The 20,621-nt window shown below is 62.0% G+C and carries 21 protein-coding genes and 1 tRNA gene; 18 read left to right on the top strand and 4 right to left on the bottom strand.

Annotation, left to right across the window (positions count from 1 at the left end):
* Positions 1 to 43 precede the first annotated feature (43 nt).
* The 14 genes from WDO70_09200 to WDO70_09135 all read left to right on the top strand — a co-directional run bounded on the left by WDO70_09200 (position 44) and on the right by WDO70_09135 (position 13,667).
* The gene (locus tag WDO70_09200; GenBank protein MEJ0063359.1) at positions 44 to 856 is read left to right on the top strand and encodes a manno-octulosonate cytidylyltransferase; all 813 of its coding nucleotides are present in this window, start codon (positions 44 to 46) and stop codon (positions 854 to 856) included.
* The gene (locus tag WDO70_09195; GenBank protein MEJ0063358.1) at positions 853 to 1,473 is read left to right on the top strand and encodes a histidine phosphatase family protein; all 621 of its coding nucleotides are present in this window, start codon (positions 853 to 855) and stop codon (positions 1,471 to 1,473) included. The genes WDO70_09200 and WDO70_09195 overlap by 4 nt, the downstream gene beginning before the upstream one ends.
* Positions 1,474 to 1,550: 77 nt before the next feature.
* Complete coding sequence (locus WDO70_09190) at positions 1,551 to 3,332, top strand: secretin N-terminal domain-containing protein (protein MEJ0063357.1); 1,782 nt, start codon at positions 1,551 to 1,553, stop codon at positions 3,330 to 3,332.
* 201 nt (positions 3,333 to 3,533) lie between these two features.
* Positions 3,534 to 4,187, top strand: coding sequence for a type II secretion system protein (locus WDO70_09185; protein MEJ0063356.1), 654 nt, complete (start codon positions 3,534 to 3,536; stop codon positions 4,185 to 4,187).
* Positions 4,188 to 4,246: 59 nt separating this feature from the next.
* Positions 4,247 to 5,089, top strand: coding sequence for a type II secretion system protein (locus tag WDO70_09180; GenBank protein ID MEJ0063355.1), 843 nt, complete (start codon positions 4,247 to 4,249; stop codon positions 5,087 to 5,089).
* Complete coding sequence (locus WDO70_09175; protein MEJ0063354.1) at positions 5,071 to 6,828, top strand: GspE/PulE family protein; 1,758 nt, start codon at positions 5,071 to 5,073, stop codon at positions 6,826 to 6,828. Before WDO70_09180 ends, WDO70_09175 begins: the two co-directional genes overlap by 19 nt.
* A gap of 22 nt (positions 6,829 to 6,850) precedes the next feature.
* On the top strand, positions 6,851 to 7,240 hold the full coding sequence (locus WDO70_09170; GenBank protein ID MEJ0063353.1) for a hypothetical protein: 390 nt from the start codon (positions 6,851 to 6,853) through the stop codon (positions 7,238 to 7,240).
* The gene (locus WDO70_09165) at positions 7,215 to 7,598 is read left to right on the top strand and encodes a hypothetical protein (protein ID MEJ0063352.1); all 384 of its coding nucleotides are present in this window, start codon (positions 7,215 to 7,217) and stop codon (positions 7,596 to 7,598) included. Before WDO70_09170 ends, WDO70_09165 begins: the two co-directional genes overlap by 26 nt.
* A gap of 212 nt (positions 7,599 to 7,810) precedes the next feature.
* Positions 7,811 to 8,980 carry a zinc-dependent alcohol dehydrogenase gene (locus tag WDO70_09160; GenBank protein MEJ0063351.1) on the top strand — a complete coding sequence of 390 codons (1,170 nt, stop codon included), beginning with the start codon at positions 7,811 to 7,813 and terminating at the stop codon, positions 8,978 to 8,980.
* 17 nt (positions 8,981 to 8,997) lie between these two features.
* Positions 8,998 to 9,807 (top strand): SDR family NAD(P)-dependent oxidoreductase, encoded by an 810-nt coding sequence (locus WDO70_09155; GenBank protein ID MEJ0063350.1) that lies wholly within the window; start codon positions 8,998 to 9,000, stop codon positions 9,805 to 9,807.
* Between the two features lie 254 nt (positions 9,808 to 10,061).
* A complete protein-coding gene (locus WDO70_09150; GenBank protein ID MEJ0063349.1) occupies positions 10,062 to 11,276 on the top strand; it encodes a type II secretion system F family protein in 1,215 nt (404 codons plus the stop codon).
* Positions 11,273 to 12,712 (top strand): hypothetical protein, encoded by a 1,440-nt coding sequence (locus WDO70_09145; protein MEJ0063348.1) that lies wholly within the window; start codon positions 11,273 to 11,275, stop codon positions 12,710 to 12,712. Before WDO70_09150 ends, WDO70_09145 begins: the two co-directional genes overlap by 4 nt.
* Positions 12,709 to 13,311: a hypothetical protein gene (locus WDO70_09140; GenBank protein ID MEJ0063347.1), complete on the top strand. Its 603-nt coding sequence runs from the start codon at positions 12,709 to 12,711 to the stop codon at positions 13,309 to 13,311. Before WDO70_09145 ends, WDO70_09140 begins: the two co-directional genes overlap by 4 nt.
* Positions 13,308 to 13,667 (top strand): hypothetical protein, encoded by a 360-nt coding sequence (locus tag WDO70_09135; GenBank protein MEJ0063346.1) that lies wholly within the window; start codon positions 13,308 to 13,310, stop codon positions 13,665 to 13,667. Before WDO70_09140 ends, WDO70_09135 begins: the two co-directional genes overlap by 4 nt.
* Here WDO70_09135 and WDO70_09130 read toward each other — a convergent pair.
* From WDO70_09130 to WDO70_09115, 4 genes are all read right to left on the bottom strand, one after another.
* A complete protein-coding gene (locus WDO70_09130; protein MEJ0063345.1) occupies positions 13,642 to 14,508 on the bottom strand; it encodes an AAA family ATPase in 867 nt (288 codons plus the stop codon). The two genes, WDO70_09135 and WDO70_09130, sit on opposite strands and share 26 nt — an antisense overlap.
* Positions 14,509 to 14,515: 7 nt before the next feature.
* Complete coding sequence (locus tag WDO70_09125) at positions 14,516 to 15,475, bottom strand: tetratricopeptide repeat protein (GenBank protein MEJ0063344.1); 960 nt, start codon at positions 15,473 to 15,475, stop codon at positions 14,516 to 14,518.
* A 224-nt stretch (positions 15,476 to 15,699) separates the two neighbouring features.
* Positions 15,700 to 16,614, bottom strand: a complete 915-nt coding sequence (locus tag WDO70_09120; GenBank protein MEJ0063343.1) for a hypothetical protein — start codon at positions 16,612 to 16,614, stop codon at positions 15,700 to 15,702.
* 194 nt (positions 16,615 to 16,808) lie between these two features.
* On the bottom strand, positions 16,809 to 17,396 hold the full coding sequence (locus WDO70_09115) for a RecX family transcriptional regulator (GenBank protein ID MEJ0063342.1): 588 nt from the start codon (positions 17,394 to 17,396) through the stop codon (positions 16,809 to 16,811).
* A 239-nt stretch (positions 17,397 to 17,635) separates the two neighbouring features.
* Here WDO70_09115 and WDO70_09110 point away from each other — a divergent pair, with 239 nt between their 5' ends.
* The 4 genes from WDO70_09110 (at position 17,636) to WDO70_09095 (ending at position 20,529) form a co-directional block, all read left to right on the top strand.
* On the top strand, positions 17,636 to 18,007 hold the full coding sequence (locus tag WDO70_09110; GenBank protein MEJ0063341.1) for a hypothetical protein: 372 nt from the start codon (positions 17,636 to 17,638) through the stop codon (positions 18,005 to 18,007).
* A 107-nt stretch (positions 18,008 to 18,114) separates the two neighbouring features.
* Positions 18,115 to 18,190, top strand: a tRNA-Ala gene (locus WDO70_09105).
* A gap of 142 nt (positions 18,191 to 18,332) precedes the next feature.
* Entirely contained in the window at positions 18,333 to 19,121 is a 789-nt protein-coding gene (locus tag WDO70_09100) for an ABC transporter permease (GenBank protein ID MEJ0063340.1), read from the top strand.
* Positions 19,111 to 20,529: an ABC transporter ATP-binding protein gene (locus WDO70_09095; protein MEJ0063339.1), complete on the top strand. Its 1,419-nt coding sequence runs from the start codon at positions 19,111 to 19,113 to the stop codon at positions 20,527 to 20,529. The genes WDO70_09100 and WDO70_09095 overlap by 11 nt, the downstream gene beginning before the upstream one ends.
* Positions 20,530 to 20,621: the final 92 nt, after the last annotated feature.

The raw sequence follows: 20,621 nt of genomic DNA, 5'->3' as shown, positions 1-20,621 counted from the left end.
TACTTTCATCGCAACTCTTGAACGGCCACAGGATACTTTCATTATGAAAACAGCCATCATCATTCCCGCCCGCTGGGGTTCCACCCGCCTGCCGGGCAAGCCGCTCGCGATGATCGCGGGCCGCACCATGCTGGCGCGCGTTGCCGCTATCGCCAAAGTCGCCGCGAACGGCGACCCGTTGGTTAACATCGTTGTCGCCACCGACGACCCGCGCATTGCCGCCCATGCCGCCGAGATTGGCGTCGATGCCGTCATGACCCCGCCCGAATGTCCCACCGGCACCGATAGGGTTCATGCCGCCGTCGCCCAATTGGCATCCTCGCCCGATTTCGTGATTAATTTGCAGGGTGACACGCCTCTCACGCCGCCTGATTTCATCGGCGGGCTGATCGACGCCTACCGCAAAGCGCCCGCCGACGTTTTGACGCCGGTGACGAATATGAACTGGGAAGCGCTCGACCGGCTGCGCGAGAGCAAGAAGACGACGCCGCATAGCGGCACCGTCGCGGTATTCGACCGGCAGACCGGCATGGCGCATTGGTTCTCCAAGACCATTTTGCCCACCATGCGCAAGGAAGAAGCGCTGCGCGCCAAGGAACAATTTTCTCCGGTCTGGCGTCATGTCGGCATCTATGGCTATAGCCGCGCGATGCTGGACAAGTATGTCACGCTGCCCGAAGGCTATTACGAAAAGCTCGAAGGGCTGGAGCAATTGCGGGTGCTGGAACATGGCTATAAAATCCGCTGCGTGCCGGTGGATTATCGCGGCCGCGCCAGCATGTCGGGCGTCGACAGCCCCGAAGACATCGCCCGCGCCGAGGCGCTGATCGCCAAGCATGGCGAGCTGCTGCCGTGACAACCACGCTGCTCATCGCCCGGCACGGCAACACGTTCGATTCCGGCGACGTGATCCTGCGCGTCGGCGCGCGCACCGATCTGCCCTTGTCGTCGAGCGGCGTCGAGCAGGCGAAGAAGCTCGGTCTTTATTTGCGCGAGCATGCGATCATGCCCGATCTGGTTTTCACCTCGGAGCTTAAGCGCGCGAAAGAGACGGCGGCTTACGCGCTGACCGAGGCGGGTTATGACGCGAAGCCGGAAACGCGCCGGGTCTTCAACGAAGTCGATTACGGCGTGGATGAAGGCCTGCCTGAAGACGATGTCGTCGCCCGCCTCGGCAAAGACGCCTTGCGCGCCTGGGAGGACGACAGCGTCGTTCCCGACGGCTGGCTGGCCGATCCGGCGGCGATGCGCCAAGGCTGGCTGGATTTCGGCGCGGAAATCCTGCGCGATCATGCCGGAAAAACGATCCTTGTCGTTACCAGCAACGGGGTCGCGCGTTTCGCGCCCGCTTTGACCGGCGACGAGGCCGGTTTTCGCGCCCGGTACAAGCCGAAAATCGCCACCGGCGGCCTGTGCGTTCTCGCGCATGACGGCGGCGCGTGGCGGATCAGCGATTGGAACATTCGTCCGTGACATAGTTTGGATTTTGACAATCCTGCATAGCCATGTAACCTAGCGGCACAACCTGTCGTATAATGGGCGTGCTGCTCTTGCCAAGACTTTTTCATACTTCATGGTGCTTGTGTCTCGCCGCGCTGCTGGCTTTGCCGGGCTGCGGTCTCGGGAGTTACGACAAGATCGATCCTTCGGGGAATTTAAGCCGCAAGGATTATCGCGCCTTGCGCGACCGCCCGGTCGCGGACGAATATCAGCCGAAAGATGATGCCGGCGCGCCGCCGATCCCGGAGCTTATCGTGCCGGCGGCGCAGCCCGGCGCGTCGTCTCCGCCGGAAAAGCTGGTGACCATCGCCGTCACCGACAAGGCGCCGCTGCGCGACGTGCTGGTCGAACTGGCGCGCAGCGCGCGGCTCAATCTCGAACTCGATCCGCGCGTGGCGGGCGGCGTGATTTTCTCGGCGCGGCAGCAGCCCTTGACGGTGGTGCTGGAGCGGCTCTGCGATCTTGCGGGGCTGCGCTATGAGCTGAAAGACGGTTTCCTGCGCGTCACGCTCGACGAGCCTTATGCCAAGACTTACCGCATCGACTATCTCAATCTAGGCCGCAAGACCGAAAGCGAAGTGGCGATTTCCACCAATGTTTTCGACGCCGACGTGACCTCGACCGGGAGCAACGGCGTCACCACGACCGGCGCGCGCGGCGGGTCGGGCAACGGCGACAATAATTCCACCGCCAAGGTTAAGAGCGAGGCGAACGCCGATTTCTGGGGCGAACTAGAGAAAAATCTCGCCAATATCCTGTCGGCGACCGGACAGGCGCGCAATCCCGCCCTCAAGGACGCGCCCGTGGACGGCCGTTTCAGCATCAACCGCCAGACCGGCCTGATCGCCGTTTTCGCCAACGGCCGGCAGCAGAAGGCCGTCGAGCATTTCATCCGCGAGGCGCGGCGGTTCGCGCGCGCCCAGGTTCTGATCGAGGCGCGGATCGTCGAGGTCGAGCTGGGCGACAAATACCGCTCCGGCATCAACTGGCGCAGCCTGTTCGATCAGGGATTCAACGCGGCGGCCAAGTTCGGCCCGGCGGCGGCGGGCGCGCCGTTCGTGACCGCGGCGACGGCGACCGACGGCTTGTTCACCGCGACCTACAGCACCAAGGATTTCGCTGCCATCCTCAATCTGGTGCGCGAATTCGGCGCGACGCGGGTTCTTTCCGCGCCGCGCCTGACCACGCTCAACAATCAGACGGCGGTGCTGAAGGTGGCGCGCAACGAGGTTTACTTCACCACCTCGGCGCAGTTTCCCACCACCGTCACCACCGGCGGCGTTCCGGTCTCCGGCACACCCGTATTTACCAGCACGCCGCGCACGGTTCCGGTCGGCCTCGTCATGACGGTGCAGCCTTCCATCGATCTCGAGACCCAGGACGTGACGCTGACGCTGCGCCCGACTGTCTCGCGCGTAGTCGACAGGGTCAGCGATCCGTCCATCGGCCTGAACGCGGCGCAGAGCAACATCTCGGCGCCCATTGATTCCAAGATTCCGGTGCTGGCGGTGCGCGAGATGGACAGCGTGCTGCGGATGCATTCGGGCGAGGTCGCCGTCATGGGCGGGCTGATGCAGGATAGTTCGATCAACAACGACGCGGGCGTGCCGTTTTTCGACGAGGTGCCGGTGCTCGGCAATCTGGGCCGCTCGCGCGACAATAACGGCTCGGTGACGGAACTGGTGATTCTGCTGCGCGCCACCATCACCGATCAGCCCCGTCCCGACAGCGCCGACGCCGCGCTTTATCATGCATACAACCGCGATCCCCGCGCCATCGTCGCCCCGTCCCTGCAGGTAGATGAAGACGAAAAGAGCGACGACGAAGACTGATGGTAACGTCGCCACTTGATCATATAGATCAAATACATACCTTGGTATGCCGCAATGCAAAATCTGTGGATAATCCTGGGGACAAGCTTCTGAAAAATTTTCAGGCGGTTGCATAGCGTCGTATTCATTGCAATCAAATCGGCGTCCTGCATTTCAGAATCCACCCCCAATCTTCCTTCACAAAACATTCGGAGCGTTCCCATGATGATCGGCATGAATCTGCACTCCCGCCGCGCGCACAAAACCGCCGGCTTTACCCTGGTCGAACTCGCCATCGTGCTGGTCATCGTCGGCCTGATCATCGGCGGCGTGCTGACGGCCCAGCAAATCACCCAGAACGCCCGCATCACCAACGCGGTTCAAGCGGTCAAATCGCTCCAGGCCGCCACGCAAAGCTATAACCAGAATTACGGCGCATTGCCGGGGGATGATGCCAATGCTGCAACAAGGTTTCCGAATAAAGTTCTTGGTTCCGGCGATGGGAAGGGCACCATCGAAAGTGTTGGCAATCAAAATGAGCCGGTGTGGTTTTGGTCTCATCTGCGTGCGGCTGGTTTAATCAAAGGCGATGGCAATAGCACAACGTTGCCAAGCAATCCGTTCAGCGGCGGGTTTTACACGATTCACAATGGTGCTTTCGATACCACCAACGGATTTGTGGCGGGAACAAGTGTCGTATGCCTCGACCACGTGCCGGGTGGTGCGGCATTGGCCATCGATCTTCAGCTCGACGATGGCAAAGCTACAACGGGCAATATGCGCTCGGCCGCCGGTGGCGACACATCTGCTGATATAGCTGGCAAAGATAGCTACGACAATAATGGCATTTATGTCATGTGCGCGTCACTGCTTTGAGGAAATGTTGTCATTCCGGATCGCTCCCTAAAGGGGGTGTCCGGAATGACGGCCCAAATATGAAACACAGGAGCGGGACACTGGCTTTCGGCTTCACCCTTATCGAAATGGCGTTCGTCGTCGTGATCGCGGGGATCATCCTCGTGCCGGTGATGTCCGCGATGACCAGCTTTCTCAAGGCGGGCCAGTTGAGCGCGACGCAGACCAATCTGCAAAGCCTTCTCCGCGCCACCGCCGCCTATGTTCAGGCCAATGGCTGCCTGCCGTGCCCGGCTCCGGCAAACGCTTCTCCATCGAATTTCGGCAAGATTGGCACTATGGACGGGGCGGCATGCGGCACTTGCCGAACTGCTGGCACTTCTGGCCCCGACGGAATTCCACCCTACATTGCGCTGGGTCTCGATCCATCGGTGGCGAAAGACGGCTGGGGACGATGGATAACAATGCATATCGATCCGGAACTCGCGAAAAGCGGTGTCGTGCCCCCCGCTGCGTCATGCGCGGGAGCCCAAGTGAACATTCTGCCGGGTTGTGTAACGACCGATGCGGGAAAAAATGGAATATGCCGTGCCAGTTTGCCTAAACAGCTTGCCGTCAATATTGCGAATAGTGCTTCCAGCCCCGCCGCTGTTGTTTTCGTTAGCCATGGTGCGAATGGCTACGGCGCGTATTATGCGAGACAGGGAGCTAACTGTGCGGCTTGGCGTTATGGGTTTCCCTCGAATGCAAGGCCATGTGTCGGAGGCAAGGAATCGGAGACTTGCAACGATGAATGCAAAACGCCTGACAATAATTTTTTCCTCATGGATCGCGGTGACAATTTCGACGATGTGATCGTGTATGCCGACCGCAATGCGCTGGTCAGCTATTTAGGCACTGGCGCATGCGGGACGACATGGTGACGGCGATGAAAAACGCAGCATTGTCGGCCCACCCATCGGCACAAATCATTGAGCTGCGCTCGCCGCGCGAAACCGCGCGCATGGAACCCTCTCGCGAAACCGCGCGCATGGAACCCTCTCGCGAAACCGCGCGCATGGAATCTTCCCGCGAGGCCGCGCATCTGGAAGATGACGCGCCGCCGCCGTTCGGCGAGATGCTGCTGGCGGAGGGGCTGATTACGCCCGATCAGCTCCGCATCGCGCTGCATGAGCAGAAACAATCCGGCGGATTGCTGGGACAGGTCATACGCCGCCTCGGTTATCTCGATGACGGAGTCTTGTGCCGGATGCTGGCGGCGCGCGCGGGGCTTGCGGTATGCGATGTTCAGGCGCTCGCACCCGAGCCGTCCTTGATCGGCGCGGTTCCCCACCAGCTCGCCGCGCGGCTGCAAATGCTGCCGCTGCGCCATGAGCATGGCGTCGTGGCCGTCGCCTGCGCCGATCCCTATGACATCGTGGCGCAGGATCAGCTGCGCGCCTGTCTCGGGGCCGGCGTCCGGCTGCGGCTGGCGCTCGCCCCCGCCGAAGCTTTGCGCGCCGCCATCGACCGCTGTTATGGCGTCGCCGCGCGCCCGACGCTGCGGCAAGCGCCGGAAAGCGGCGAAGTCGCCGCCTGGCTCTCCCGCCTGCTGGCCGAAGCCGCCGAGCTTGGCGCGTCCGACATCCATCTCGAGCCGCAGCCCAGCGCGCTCGCGGTGCGCCTGCGCATCGACGGCGTTTTGCATCAGGTGAAGGCGCTGCACCGGGATTTCTGGCCGCCGCTGCTGCAGCGCCTGAAAATTCTCTCCGGCGTGAATATCGCCGAGACGCGCATGCCGCAGGACGGGCGCTTCAGCGAAAATTGCGGCGGCGCGAGCATCGATTTCCGCGCCAATTTCATGCCGACGGTGCATGGCGAGTCGGCGGCGCTGCGCCTACTCGATCCGCGTTTCGCCGCGCTGCCGCTCGCTTCGCTGGGATTCGGCGACCGTCACATCGCCATGCTGCGGCGCTGGATGCAGCGTCCGGAAGGCCTGGTTCTGGTCACGGGCCCGACCGGCAGCGGCAAGAGCACGACCTTGAACGCGCTGCTGCGCGAGCTCGACCGCAGCGCGCGCAACATCATGACGCTGGAAGACCCGGTCGAATACCGGTTCGACGGCGTCAGCCAGACTCAGGTGAGAGAGCAATATGGACTTGGCTTCGCCGAGGGCGTACGCACCATGCTGCGCCACGATCCCGATGTCATCCTGATCGGCGAGATTCGCGATCCCGCCACCGCGCAGCAGGCGATGCGCGCGGCGATGACCGGGCATCTGGTGCTGTCCACGCTGCATACCAACAACGCGCTCGGCGTCATTCCGCGCTTGGTCGATCTCGGCGTGCCGCGCCATCTGCTGCCGGGACATGTGCGCGGCGCGGTGGCGCAGCGGCTGGTACGGACATTATGCTCGCACTGCAAGCCGCAGGGCGGCGGCGTCGCGCGTGACTGCCCGGCATGCTTCAATACCGGACGGCGCGGCAGAACCCTGGTCGCCGAGGCGCTGGAGTTTCCCGCCGGAGCCGAGGAGCTTTTCGCCGTCGATCTCGCACCGTCGCGCCGCGACGAGCTGCTTGCGCGGCAGGGTTTTTCCGGTATATGGGAGCATGGCGCCGCGAAGGTCGAGGCGGGCCGCGTGGCTTACGAAGACCTCGCCGCCGCCGTGTCGGCACCGGGATAGTACGGACAACGGAAGGAAGTTCATGAAAAATTCCATCATCGCGACCGCGCTGGTTGCCGCATGGGCGGTCTTTGGCCTCCGCCCGGCGCATGCCGATATCGGCCCCAAGCCGACGATCCGCATCGACCTTCCCTCCGAGATTTCCGGTCAGGCCGAAGAGGGCGTGCTGTTGCTATGCAAGCAGGCGGATTGCGGCGATGCCCAGCCGCTGGCGGCCGTCGGACCGCAGAGATTTTCCTGCGCCGCCGCAGTCTGTTCCGGCATGGCTTACGGGTTTGCTCGCTATCTTCAATTGAAGTTAAAGCTGAAGGACGGACGCGAAATGACCAGCGATGTCTTCGAGAAAAAGGCGTTCGACGCTCATTTCAAGGCGATATACCGCCAGGATGGCATCGCTATCGTGGAGCAGTGATGTGCAGGGATCGCTTGCCGAGCTTTTCCTGACCATCATCATCGAAGCATCCGTATTGGCGTTTGCCGTGCCCGCACGGATAAAACGCTCGAAGCTGGCCGCCCTCTCCGTAATCGCCAACCTCGTTACGCAGCCTATATTCTCCGTCTCGATGAAAGCCATCCTCGCCCGCCAGGATTATTTATGGTGGCGGTTCTTCGTCGTCGGCGAAGTCGCGGTTGTCGTTGCCGAAAGCTTGCTGTATTTCCTGCTGCTGCGCGGGGATAAAATAAGGCTGTCCACATGCTTTTTATGGTCGCTGGCCGCGAATGCGGCATCGGGCGGCTTCGGCCTGCTCTGGCCGTTTTACTTTTCGTGACGCCTGTGCCGAACCGATCCGAGGTTGCGAAGCTTCGCCATCATCAACCGGCCCCCCCGGCCATAAAAATTCCGCCGGCCGCCGCGCGAGCCGAACCTTAATCAGATTCCTTTCGCATCCCTCAAGCATGGCGGCTTTATGGCCTCCGTTTCTATAGTCGGCCCACAGTCTTTTACAGATTTAGCCCTCTTGCAGATTCGGAAAGTCGTTCGATGAAAGCCCTATGCTGGCACGGCAAGCATGACATGCGCTGCGAAACCGTGCCCGATCCCAAGATCGAGCATCCGCGCGACGCGATCATCAAGGTCACGGCCTGTGCCATCTGCGGCTCCGACCTTCATATCTTCAACGGGCTGATTCCGACCATGGAGCATGGCGACGTTCTCGGCCATGAAACCATGGGCGAGGTGGTCGAGGTCGGAAGCGAGAATAAGAAGCTGAAGGTCGGCGACCGGGTCGTCGTGCCTTTTACGATCTCCTGCGGCGAATGCTTTTTCTGCAAGCGCGGATTCTTTTCCGGCTGCGAGCGGTCGAATCCCAACGCCAAGAAAGCGGAAAAATTATGGGGCCATTCTCCGGCGGGCTTGTTCGGCTATTCGCACATGCTGGGCGGCTATGCCGGCGGCCAGGCCGAATATCTGCGCGTTCCCTATGCCGATGTCGGGCCGATCAAGGTTCCGGAAGGCTTGAGCGACGAGCAGGTGCTGTTCCTGTCCGATATTTTTCCGACAGGCTATATGGCCGCCGATTTCTGCGGCATCCAGCCGGATGACACGATCGCCGTCTGGGGCTGCGGGCCGGTCGGGCAGTTCGCCATCCGCAGCGCCTTTCTGCTGGGCGCGTCGCGCGTCATCGCGATCGACACCGTTCCCGAGCGGCTGGCGCTGGCGCAAGACGCCGGGGCCGTCACCATCGATTTCATGCAGGAGGATGTGTATGAGCGCATCCAGGAATTGACGGGCGGGCGCGGCGCGGACGCCTGCATCGACGCCGTCGGAACCGAGGCGGACGCCATGGCTAGCCTGGATTCGGCGGTCGATCGGCTCAAGGTCGCGACCTTCATGGGCACTGACCGCCCGCATGTGCTGCGGCAGGCGATCCAATGCTGCCGGAATTTCGGCACGGTTTCCATCGTCGGCGTCTATGGCGGATTGCTGGACAATATCCCCATGGGTTCCGCCATCAATCGCGGCCTCACTTTCCGGATGGCGCAGACCCCCGTGCAGCATTATCTCCCGCTGCTGATGGAGCGGATCGTGAGAGGGGATATCGACCCGTCCTTCGTCATCACGCACCGCACGACGCTGGAAGAAGGTCCGGAATTTTACAAAACCTTCCGCGACAAGAAAGACGGCTGCATCAAAGTCGTCATGAAACCCTGACCATAAAGGAGAACGCCATGGCCCTCACATCCCAGACGTTACGGCCTCTTGCCGTGGTAACCGGCGCGTCGACCGGCATCGGTTTCGAGCTTGCGAAATGCAGCGCCCGGAACGGCTTCGATCTTATCATCGCGGCGGACGAGCCCGAAATCGAGGAAGCGGCGGAGGCCCTCGAAGCTCTCGGCGCCAGCGTGGAGACGGTACAGGCTGATCTCGCCACGATGGAAGGAGTCGACGAGCTTTACGAGGCGTTGAATGGCCGTCCGGTCGAAGTTCTGATGGCGAATGCCGGTCGCGGTCTCGGCAAGGGCTTTCTGGATCAGGAGGTGGATGCCTGGCGGCATGTGATCGACACCAACATCACCGGCACGCTCTATCTGATCCATAGAGTCGGCCAGGACATGCGCGATCTGGGCCATGGCCGCATCCTTATCACCGGCTCCATCGCCGGATTCGTGCCGGGAACTTTTCATGCGGTTTATAACGCCACCAAAGCGTTCCTCGACTCCTTCTCCTTCGCGCTGCGCCATGAATTGAAGAATAGCGGCGTGACCGTTACCTGCCTGATGCCGGGCGCGACCGAAACAGAATTTTTCGAACGCGCCGGCTTGATGGATACGAAAGTCGGGCAGAGCGAAAAGGAAGACGCGGATTCCGTGGCTCAAAAGGGATTCGACGCCATGATGAATGGCGAGGGCGAGGTCATCAGCGGCTGGCAAAATAAAATGCGCGCCGCGATGGGTTCGGTGCTTCCCGCCGATATCACGGCGGAAATGCATCGCGCCTCCACCGAGCCGGGCAGCGCCAGGAAAAAAGGCAAAGCCTAGGCCGAGAAAGGACGGATTCCGCCCTTTCGCCGTTTATTTGACTCCTATTCCGGGAATGCCTAACCTGTGCCTGAAGCCAAATTTTTCTTGGCTTCGGGGCGTAGAAACCTCTGTCTCTCGCGGCTTTGTGCGAGCCGCGCTTTTCGCACTCCTCGACTTTGGTCGGGGAGGCGCTGGCGTATGTCCAAGCCTCGCGGCTAAAGGCCAACGCGACCTTTCGAGAGACAGGTTTTCTAACTCCCCGGCCACCAAAAATGCCCCAATACCGTTTTCGCGCCGTCAATACGCTCGGTCAGGTCATGAAGGGCCGGATGGACGCCGCCAATGAGAATCATCTGGCCGAGCGGCTGGCCGGCATGGGCTATGAGCTGATCGTTTTCCGGGCGCGGCAGCGGATTCACTGGTTCCGCCATTGGCGCGGCGAGCAGGGAAGCAAGCAGCGGGTGCTGCTGTTCACGCAGCTGGCGGCGCTGGCCAAGGCGGGCGTGCCGCTGGTCACCTGCCTTGAAGACACCGTCGTCGCGATGCCGGATAGCGCGCTGCGCGACGCGGTGCGCGAGGTGACGCGGCAGGTGCGCGACGGCGCGGATTTCGCCGCCGCGTGCGCGCGCCATCGCGACGCGTTCTCGCCGACGGTCACGGCGCTGCTGCAAGCGGGCCTGGCGGGAGGCGATCTTGCCGCCGCTTTCGCCCATGCGCGCGATCACGTCGCCTGGCAGGCCGAGCTTGGCGCGACGTTGCGCCGCACATTGCGCTATCCGCTTTTTCTTCTGGCGCTGACCGGCGCGGCCATCGCCTTCATGATGCTGATGGTCGTGCCGCAACTGACGCAGTTTCTGGCCGCGCAGAATACCGCGCTTTCCTGGTCTACCCGAAGCTTGATCTGGCTGTCCGAGCAATTCGTCACGCTGCTGTGGGCCGTGCCTCTGGTTGCCGCCGGAGGATTTCTGTTCGTCACGCGGCTGCGGCTGCGCTCGGCGGGATTCGCGCTACGCACGGACGGGATGCTGCTGCGCCTGCCGCTGATCGGCAAGATCGCCGCCGCCGTCGAGAAGGCGCATTTCCTGCATCACCTTGCCCTGATGATCGCGGGCGGCGTGCCGCTGCTGCCTTCGCTGCAGGGCGCGCGTTCGGCTCTGACCAACCGCGCGCTGGCGCGGCAGGCCGACGCGATGATCGGGCAGCTCGCGGACGGCAAGAGTCTCGCCGACGCGATGCGGACCCAGCCTGATTTTTCCGGCATGATCGCGCGGCGGGCGCAAATCGGCCTACAGGGCGACGATCTCGCGGGGCAATTGCTGCAGACCAGCAAGGATTACGACGCCGAAGCCATGACGCGCGGCAAGCAACTGGTCGCGAGCATCGAGCCGGCGCTGACGATGACTGTGGGCCTGTTGCTGATATGGATCGTGCTGGCGGTGCTGACGCCGCTCTATGGCTCGCTGAAAAATCTGGGGTATGCGCATTGAGTGATTTCGTTCTCACCGTCGGCAGCCGGGGCGCGGCATTGTGGCATCCGCGATGGATGCCGTCGCCGCTCGCGGCCGTGCATCCCGACGGCGCGAAGGATTTGGCCGCGGTATTGCTGGCCTCGCCGCGTCTCGGCGTGATCCTGATCGCCGACGATGACGCGCAGGAAATCCGTCCCGACCGCCTGCCGCGCCTGGGCCGTTTCGACCGGGCGCAGCTTATGCAGCGGCGGATGGAGCAGCATTTCTCCGGCGCGCTTGCCGCCTGCATCGCCGTGAAGCGCGATGCCGAGGGCGAAACGGCTTATTTCGCCTATCTTCCCGAAACCTCGCCCTCTTATGCGTGGCTGCGCTGGCTCGCGGCGCTACCTAACCCGCGGCGCGGCACGATCCTGAGCGGCGACATCATCGCCTGCATGGCGCGCGATCTGGCCGGGAAAGACATTGCCGCCTGGATGCATATCTTTATCGCCATGCCGGGCGGTGCGCGGCAGGTCACGCTGCATGACGGCCAGCCGGTCTTGACGCGCATGATCGCCATGGACGATGACGGCGAGCAGCCGGGCGAGGCTATTCAGCAAGCCTTGCGCGATGCCCGGAATTATCTTGCTCGCCATGGCTGGCGCTTCGATGCCGAAGAAGAGATCGTGGCGGTGGCCCCGAAAGCGGCGCTGGCCGACGCCGCGCCGGGATTGCCCGCCGACGCGCTGCTGCTGTCGCCGCAAGACGCCGCCGCGTGGCTCAAGCTGCCTTATGGCTGCGCCGACGGGGTGGGGCTGCTGATCGCCGCGCAGAAACATTTTCGCCGCCGCCTGCATCCGCTGTGGTCGCCCGAAGCGGCGGCGGCCAATCGGGAGAATATTATCGCGCGCGGCGGCTGGGCGGTGGCGGCTACGATTTTGCTGGCTTGCGTCCTGACCGCGGGAAGCGCGGCCTATGATTTGTACGAGACGCGCCGCCTGACCGAAGCGCAGAAAACCGAGCAAACGGAAATCCAGGCCGCGATTGATCATGTCGAGCAAAGCATGGGCGGCGATGTCATGGCCCGAACCCGCATGCGCCATGCGCAGATGCTGCGCGACGCCGCCTCGGCTCCCGCGCCGTGGGTTTTATTGAGCAAGCTGGGCGACATTCTTCCGCCCGCCATCCGCCTGCGCGAATTGACATGGCAGGCGCAGCCGGGGCACGGTGCGCTGACCGGCATGACGATGCGCCTCGCGCTCGAGGCGACGGAGAAAGATCCGGCGCAGAAGGAGGCTTTGCAGCTCTATCGCGACTTCGCCGATGCCGCGCGTAAGGCGATGCCCGCCGCCGAAATCAAGGAAACCCAGGCGCCGTATGCATTGGACTCGGCGCATCCCTTCTCCGATCCGGCGATGCTGAGCGCGCAGGCCGCGGCTCCTTCCACCGCGACGCTGGAGATACGCGAGCCATGAAAAAATATCTCATGCCGTGGATTGCCGCCGGGACGCTGGCTCTCATTTTCGCCGTGGGTTCGTCCTATGGCGAAGACATGCTGGTTGCCGCGCGCGCGGAACAGGAGCAGCAGCAGTTGAAGACCGCGCATTGGCGCGACGAATACCGGGCCTTGCAAAATGACAGGGCGGAAGGGCTGAAGCTGCGCGCCGACATGGGCGAAGCCGCCTGGCGCAATCTGGTCGCGCCGCCGCCGCGTGCGCAGATCGTCGCCGCGCTGCGCCAGATCGGAATCGAGGCCGGATTGAACGATTTCGAACTTAAGCTTGGCAGCGCCGCGTCCGTGCAGGCGCTTCCCGCCGCGCCTGAATCATGGCCGCTGACCTCGAGCGCGCTCACGGTCAAGGCGACCGCCGCCACCGACCGGCAAATCTTCGCCTTCGCCGAAAAGGCGAGCCGCCAGGCACCGGGTTATATCCGCCTCGAAAAATTCGCTGTGCGGCGCGACGCGGACCATCTGCCGGATGACGCGCCCAATCCGTCTTTGATCGCGGCGGAAATGGAATTCAAATGGCTGGCTTTCGCCGAGGACAGGCTGATGGCGAGGGCCAAGCCATGATCGTCCTATTGCTGCTGCTTTTATGGGCCATTCCGGCTCATGCCGGCAATCCGCCGTCCTTGTTCCTGACGCCGCAGGAAAGCGCCGCCCAAAATACATGGCAAGGCATGACGACATTGGATTCCCTCGTCTATTACGGCCAGGATCAATGGCAAGTGCGCCTCAATGGCCGTGTTTTGACGCCCGCCGCGCGCGATCCGGAATTCGACATCATCGACGTGACGGCCGACGGCGCGCGTTTCGTGCAGCATATCGGCGATAAGGAACGCACCATCACCCTCGCGCCGCATCAGAGCTATTTGTGGAACGAGGATAAAGTGGTCGAGGGCACTACGCCGAGTTCCGCCGCCAAATGAGTCGGTCGAGAAATGGCACCGGCAGCGGCAGATGCCGCGTATCGCCGATGGCGGCGCGGATATGGGCGCGTTCGACCCGCTTGCCGCCGGCGCCATAAGCGGCGATCAGCGCTTTGTCGGCCAGGATATTGATCGGGCGCGGCCAGCCCCTGCTGGCGGCGGTGAGAAGCTTCACGGCGGCGGGCGAGAATAAATCCGGGCCGTGATAGCCCTCGGCGCAGCGTTGCAGCCGGTAGCGCACATAGGCGGCGACCTGGTCGCGGGGCAGGGGACGGGTCGAGAAACTGAAAGTGATGCGCTGCGCCACTTGGCGCATATCATGCCGCGCCAGCAGCCCGTCGAGCTCCTTCTGCCCGAACAGCACGATCTGCAGCAGCTTGTGCGTCTCGGTTTCGAGATTCGACAACAGCCGCACCAGCTCAAGCCCTTGCGCGCCCAAAGCCTGGGCCTCGTCGATCACCAGCACGTTGCGCCGCCCATGCGCGAATTCGCGCAGCAGGAATTCGCGCAGGTCGCGGTATGGTTCGCAATGGTCGCTCGGCTCGACGCCGAATTCGCGCGCCACGATCAGCGGCAGATATTTGGGATCGGTCACCGGCGCGTTCAGGTAAGCCGTGTTGACGGCAAGCGCTTCCAGCCGGTCGAGCAGCAGGCGGCACAGCAAAGTCTTGCCGCTGCCGATCGCGCCGGTGATTTTCAACAGTCCGTCGCCCCGCATCAGCGCGAATTCCAGTCCCGCCAGCATCGCCTGCGGATGCTCGGAGGGAAAGAACAGATGCGGATTGGGCGTCAGGGCGAAAGGATGATCGCGGAGCGAGAAGTGATTCAGGATCGGCGTCATCCGTGGATCATTTCCGGCTGCCTTTGCCCGCCGGACCCTTCCGCTCAAGGCCCTTGCCCTCAAGATAATCAATCCTCGCCTGAATCATCGGCCAGTTTACCGGAGCCGCCGCCGCGCCTTGCGCGCGTTCGGCAAGGGCTTCGCGGTAAAGCGCCAGCGCTTGCTGCGCATTGCCCCGGCGGTCGGCGATGATCGCGAGATTGAGGCGGTAATCCGGATTGCGGTTCAGCGCGAAAGCCTGTTCGAGCAGATTCTGCGCGGCGTCGAGATCGCCCAGCTTCGCCCGCGCCGCCGCTTTCGCCGCATAGGCGGGCGCGAATTGCGGCCAGGCGGCGATCAGGCCGTCGAGTTCGGCGCGCGCTTCCGGCGTGTTCACGGCGGCCAGCGCGGCGGCGAAACCGGCGCGGATCGCGGGATCGGCAGGGGATTCTTTCTGCAGCTTGCGCCATAGAGCGGCGGCGTCATAGATATTGCCGCTTTGCTGCAGCGCGTCGGCTTTGTCGGCGGGCGTCATGCCGTCCGTGATCTGAACTTCGAGCGCCGGTTGTTCGAGGGAGGCCGCGTCGAGGCGCAGGCTGGATGGGGAGCCGGGGGGATTGAGGACGGGATCGATTTTCGCCGTCACTTCATCGAGCAGCGGCGCTGGAATGGCGAGTGCCTGGGCGTCGAGCGAAATGCCCGCTTTGACGGCGGGCATTAGGGCCGAGGAAGATGCGGCGGGCATTTCCTCTTTGCCGAACGGCGGCGATATAGCGATAGGCTGGCTGTTGGTTATCGGTGCCGTCTGCCACATCCATAAACCGGCCCCGCCAATGCCAAGCATCAGCCCGCCGAGCATCGCCAGCCACCAGGGCATTCCGGACGCCGCCGCCGTCATTCCCGATCCCAGCCGCGGCGTCGCGGCTGCTGTCGCCGCGTCGCGATGCGCGTGGGCTGCACGGTTGAGAGCGGCGAACAGGATGCTCATGAGGTCCTGGTGGAAATGGGGGCAATAGTCGAAAAATGAATGGAATCCTTATAGCTTACCCATTCCCTGCCCGCAAGGGTTGCGCCTGATTTCAAAATAGTTTCACCTTTTCCGTGTTATATTTGACGGCGAATATATTGCCAGGGCGATATTCCAGAAAAACCGGCGCAGCGAATCTCGGCGCTCGTGCGCGCGGTTTCCCTACCCATCAAGTAACGGAATGCCTACGCCGCCCGCATGGACTGAACCGACTGGCGGTGGCGGTAGGAGGGCAGATGCATGACCGTCGGCTGCACGCCATAGCCGCTGCCCACGGACCACATGTCGAATTTGCTGTAGATGCTTGATATGACGCTGTTGAATTCCCAGATTTTCTGGTCGCCGTCGGCGAGATAAATCCATTCGTGGCTCTTGTCGAATTCGGGAATATGAATGCCGAACATCACCTGGTCGCTGTGGAAATTATCGCGGCGCAATTGTCCGACCAGATCGAGAAATTTGCGCGTCAGCGTGTAATTCATTTTCTTCACCGGATTCGGCGTATGCCAGCTTTTCTGGCGGTAGAGCAGATCGAGGCCGGCCAGATTGATGCCGATATCCGGCAGCATAAGTTTTTCGTCCCAGCCCTTGAACCATAATTGACGGTTGAGCGCGTCGCTCAGCTTGGTGCCGCGATCCATGTCCCACAGGATATTGACGATCTGCTGCACCCGGTCGCGCAAGGCGCGGTCGAAAATCTGCAGCTCGTCGCCGCCGCCGCGCAGCATTGCCGAGGATTCGTACAGGCCCATCGTCACGACCACCATGCGATAGCCGTCGTCGGTCATCTTGGAATGGTCGTACAGCGCCCATTTCAGGTGGTTCTGCGATTCGACATCCATGTCGTAGATCATGTCGTTGCCGTACTGGCGGGCGATGTCGATTTCGCGCACGGCGACCCATTCGGCCTTGAACTCGTGCGCGGCGAGCTTTTCCGGATCGCGGGTGACATCGCCAGGCAGCCATACGCGGCTGCGCGCGCCCTTGCCCGCGCGGTTGACCACGGTCAGTCCAGCCGTGATCCGCCGTCCGGTGTTGGCGGCGGCGCGGATGGTCAAGTCATGGACCGAACGCGGAAAATAGGTAGCCGTAGCAGTCACTGCAATGCCTTAGTATATTACGTCAACTTGAAAGCCCGGAAAAAACTCCGTCGCATCCGCACCAGTTTAGTGCGTTTCTGCAAACGATAGCGACGGAGTTTTTTCCGGGTTTTCAAGCGGACTGACCATGGGTCTAACTCAGCGGCGGGCATAATAGCGGCAAGGGGCCTATAAATAAAGCGGTCGATTGGCTTTTATTCCGCGTTATTCAAGGCGCGACGCGCGACGTCATGGCTGAATCCCGCCCTCGCAAGCGCAGCAAGATCGCGCCGCTTTTGTATGGCGTCGGGCGGCCCAGGCCGGAATGCCCCCAGTTTCTTGCGTTGCGCCAGCCGGAGCGCGGCCCGGTATTCCGCCTGCTCGCCTTCCTCGTCGGCTTCTTCCGTCAGAACCGTGGCGACTTGCGCCGCCGTCAGGCCCTTTGTCCGCAATTTGGCGGCCAGTCCCCGCCGCGAGGCCCCGGCCTGGCGCAAATGGCGCGCTTTCGTGGCGGCGAAGGCCGCGTCGTCGATATATTTCCTGTCGATGCAGTCGGCGATGATGATTTCTATGGCTTGCAGCAAGATCGCCCGCTGTTCCGGATCGGCGGCGAAGTCGGCATGGTCCCGCGCCGCGCGCGCCAGGCGCGCCGTCAAAACGCGGCGCAGGCGGCCGCTGGAAGCGGCATAGCGCGCCAGATAACGCAACGCGGCGGCGCGCAATCCGGCGGCATCGGGCGGAGGCGCGATCTTCCTTTGCCGCGCCGCAGCATGGTGAATGCCGGTTTTAGACTTTGCCTTCATAATCAAATCCTTGGCCTAAGTCATGCTTAATGGCCGCGCCGTCATCTTAACCCGACTTTAAATCTTGTCACGCATCCTAGCTCTATCGCAATTCAACGGCTGGTCAACGGTTGGCAAGACGGCTTTAGGGCATGTCGCGCAGCATGAGATTTCGGGGGTGGCCTGCCAATTGTTGAGCTGCGATAGGCAATAACAGGCCCTGAGAACAGGTCCATAATAACAGATCCAATCGAGGCGACGTGACATCGACAGCCATCATGATGAATGCCGCCCTCGCCGGGGGAAACTCTATGAATGGCGACCATTATCGGTATTTCGTCGTTTTGCAGCCTGGAGACCGCCATGCGCTTTCGCCGCTGCTGCAGCGGCAGGCGCGGCGAACCATGGCGCTCGAATTTGCCGCCATGCTCAAGGAATGGATCGCGGAAAACGGGCTTCAAGCCGAGGTTTCCGCCATCGACGTCACCTTGTTCGGGCAGGTTTTGATCACTTGCGATCCCGATTTTATCGACCATATCCGGGGGCAGGATATGCTGGCGATCAACGAAATCCGCCCCGCCCAGCCGGTAGGCCAGCAATTGCGCAAATTGCTGGACGAGGTTTCGGGGTAGGGCCAAACGCGCCGTTTTCCGCCTTTCTCGCCGACTTATCCGCGTCGCGCGATTCCTGATTTGCGCTTTTCCCGAACGACTGCTATAAACCGCCCCGATTAGTCGAGGGGGCTGTAGCTCAGCTGGGAGAGCGCTACAATGGCATTGTAGAGGTCGTGAGTTCGATCCTCATCAGCTCCACCACGCTTCGCCCTTACGGGCTACGCGTGGCGCGGCCCGCGGAAGACCGTTAGGGCGAAGCAGTGCCCGGTGAAGCTTCCGAAGGAAGCGAAGACGGGCTGATCCGAATACGTTTCTATTGCTTCCACCATAACCCCAGCCAGCCATGTTCAAAGGACTCATTCGTCATCGGGAATTGGTTTGGGATCTTGTCAAACGTGATTTCATAGGACGTTACAAAGGCTCGTTTCTGGGCGTAGCCTGGTCGCTGTTCCACCCGCTGCTGATGCTGGCGATTTACACCGTCGTGTTCAGCGTCGCGTTCAAGGCCCGCTGGGGAACGGGGCCGGAAAGCAAGGTGGCGTTCGCCATCGTGCTATTTTCCGGGATGATCGTCCACGGCCTTTTCGCCGAATGCCTCAATCGCGCGCCGACGCTGATCACCAGCCAGCCGAATTACGTCAAGAAGGTGGTGTTCCCCCTCGAGATTCTGCCCTGGACGATTCTCTGCTCGGCGCTGCTGCATTTTCTGGTCAGTATGGGCGTGCTGCTGGTTTTTTGTTTTATGGCAGGCGTTCCCGTCCAAGGCGAGGCCGTCCTGATTCCCATCGTCCTTTTGCCCCTAATTCTCCTGACGCTCGGCCTTACATGGCTGTTCGCTTCGCTTGGGGTCTATTTGCGCGACCTTTCCCATGGCATGGGGATCGTGACGACCGTCCTGCTTTTTCTCAGCCCGGTTTTTTATCCGATCGACGCGCTTCCCGAATCTTATCGCGCGCTCATCGCCTGGAATCCGCTGACTTTGCCTATTTTGCAATTGAGGGATGTCATGCTCTGGGGCAATCCCGTCGAATGGCAGGCATGGGCGGTGCAATTGGCCGCCGGGACGGCAGTCTGTTCTCTCGGTTATTGGTGGTTCCAGAAAACCCGCAGGGGGTTCGCCGATGTCCTCTGATGAAATCGTCGTCGACGCCAGGAATCTGAGCAAGCATTACGATATCTATGCCGCGCCGCATTACAGGCTCAAGCAGATGCTTGTCCCGCGCCTGTATCGGGCCGCGCGCCGGTTCGCGGGGGGGCGGGGCTTCTTCGCCGGGCGCGCCGAGCCGCGTTATTACCGCGAATTCCGGGCCTTGGAGAATGTATCGTTTCAGCTTCGCCGCGGCGAAACCATGGGCATCATCGGCCGCAACGGCAGCGGCAAAAGCACGCTGCTGCAAATCGTCGCGGGCACCCTCGCGCCGACGAGCGGCGAAGTCAGCGTCAATGGCCGCGTGGCGGCGCTGCTGGAGCTCGGCAGCGGATTCAATCCGGAATATAGCGGCCGGGACAATGTGTTTCTGAACGCCCGCATCCTGGGGCTCAATCAGAAGGAAATCGAAGCGCGTTACGACCGCATCGTCGAATTCGCCGATATCGGCGAATTCATCGATAGGCCGGTCAAGACATATTCCAGCGGCATGTTCCTGCGCCTTGCCTTCGCGGTGCAGGCGCATATCGACGCTTCGATCGTCATCATCGACGAGGCGCTCGCCGTCGGCGATGTTTTCTTCCGGCAGAAATGCTATCGCCGCCTGGAGCAGCTCAGGGAGCAGGGCGCGGCCATTATTCTGGTCTCGCATTCGATGGGCGATATCGAGCATCACTGCGACCGCGCCATTCTTTTGGATCATGGGCAGGCGCTGCATAACGGCCCGGCGGCGGAAGCCGTCAAGAAATATTATCTTATCGAGCAGCAGGAACGGATGCCGCAGGCGGATGCCGCCCCCGCTCTCGATACGCCGCCTTTGCCCGTCCGCGACGCGGCCCATGCGCCTTTTCCGGACGAGGCGCTGTTTCCGCTCGATGGAATAGCTCAAATCAATGCCTGCGACGCTCGATGCCTGCGCGTCGCCTTGACCGATATTCATGGCCGGCCGCGAAGGAGCTTTCGCTTCGGAGAGACGGCCGTATTTCATCATGAGCATTATTTTGGCAGTCAAGCCGGCGTTCCCGCCGGCGGCGTGGTTATTCGCACGGAAAAGGGGGTCATCCTTCATGGCAAAAGCTCGCTTCAAACCAGAACCTCCGTTCCGCCCGCGGCGCCAGGGTCTATCGTGCGCTTCGAGCATCGCGTCGTTCTGACCATCGCCCAGGGGGAATATACCTTCGATATCGGCATGTCGACCATGGATGCCGATAGTTTCATGGCCATGGAGCGCGTCTCCCATGCGGAGGCCGATCAATTGAAAATCAGGCTGGTGCAGGTTCCCGGGGTCGCGGCATTCACGATGTTGCCGCCGGATCCCAGCCGCCCGCTCCTGGTGCATCATGGCCTTGTGGACTTGCCTACTGAAATTCAGATAAACGTATTTGCGCCCTGATCTTCCATGGCCGCTGATTGAGATGTCTCGCAATGAATAAGCCGTCCCGGTCGGACATGCAGAGTGACAAGGCGCCTATTTTACCGGCTCCT

The organism is Alphaproteobacteria bacterium (assembly GCA_037200005.1).
Classification (GTDB): domain Bacteria; phylum Pseudomonadota; class Alphaproteobacteria; order UBA9219; family RFNS01; genus JBBCGY01.
The sequence above is the reverse complement of the archived record's forward strand: the minus strand, read 5'-3'. Positions and strand labels throughout refer to the sequence as shown.

What these genes read in the sequence shown, in the direction of transcription:
- WDO70_09200 (MEJ0063359.1), top strand. Translation starts at nt 44, where the DNA reads ATGAAAACAGCCATCATCATTCCCGCCCGCTGGGGTTCCACCCGCCTG.
- WDO70_09185 (MEJ0063356.1), top strand. Translation starts at nt 3,534, where the DNA reads ATGATGATCGGCATGAATCTGCACTCCCGCCGCGCGCACAAAACCGCC.
- WDO70_09180 (MEJ0063355.1), top strand. Translation starts at nt 4,247, where the DNA reads ATGAAACACAGGAGCGGGACACTGGCTTTCGGCTTCACCCTTATCGAA.
- WDO70_09175 (MEJ0063354.1), top strand. Translation starts at nt 5,071, where the DNA reads ATGCGGGACGACATGGTGACGGCGATGAAAAACGCAGCATTGTCGGCC.
- WDO70_09170 (MEJ0063353.1), top strand. Translation starts at nt 6,851, where the DNA reads ATGAAAAATTCCATCATCGCGACCGCGCTGGTTGCCGCATGGGCGGTC.
- WDO70_09165 (MEJ0063352.1), top strand. Translation starts at nt 7,215, where the DNA reads ATGGCATCGCTATCGTGGAGCAGTGATGTGCAGGGATCGCTTGCCGAG.
- WDO70_09160 (MEJ0063351.1), top strand. Translation starts at nt 7,811, where the DNA reads ATGAAAGCCCTATGCTGGCACGGCAAGCATGACATGCGCTGCGAAACC.
- WDO70_09155 (MEJ0063350.1), top strand. Translation starts at nt 8,998, where the DNA reads ATGGCCCTCACATCCCAGACGTTACGGCCTCTTGCCGTGGTAACCGGC.
- WDO70_09150 (MEJ0063349.1), top strand. Translation starts at nt 10,062, where the DNA reads ATGCCCCAATACCGTTTTCGCGCCGTCAATACGCTCGGTCAGGTCATG.
- WDO70_09140 (MEJ0063347.1), top strand. Translation starts at nt 12,709, where the DNA reads ATGAAAAAATATCTCATGCCGTGGATTGCCGCCGGGACGCTGGCTCTC.
- WDO70_09135 (MEJ0063346.1), top strand. Translation starts at nt 13,308, where the DNA reads ATGATCGTCCTATTGCTGCTGCTTTTATGGGCCATTCCGGCTCATGCC.
- WDO70_09130 (MEJ0063345.1), bottom strand. Translation starts at nt 14,508, where the DNA reads ATGACGCCGATCCTGAATCACTTCTCGCTCCGCGATCATCCTTTCGCC.
- WDO70_09125 (MEJ0063344.1), bottom strand. Translation starts at nt 15,475, where the DNA reads ATGAGCATCCTGTTCGCCGCTCTCAACCGTGCAGCCCACGCGCATCGC.
- WDO70_09115 (MEJ0063342.1), bottom strand. Translation starts at nt 17,396, where the DNA reads ATGAAGGCAAAGTCTAAAACCGGCATTCACCATGCTGCGGCGCGGCAA.
- WDO70_09100 (MEJ0063340.1), top strand. Translation starts at nt 18,333, where the DNA reads ATGTTCAAAGGACTCATTCGTCATCGGGAATTGGTTTGGGATCTTGTC.
- WDO70_09095 (MEJ0063339.1), top strand. Translation starts at nt 19,111, where the DNA reads ATGTCCTCTGATGAAATCGTCGTCGACGCCAGGAATCTGAGCAAGCAT.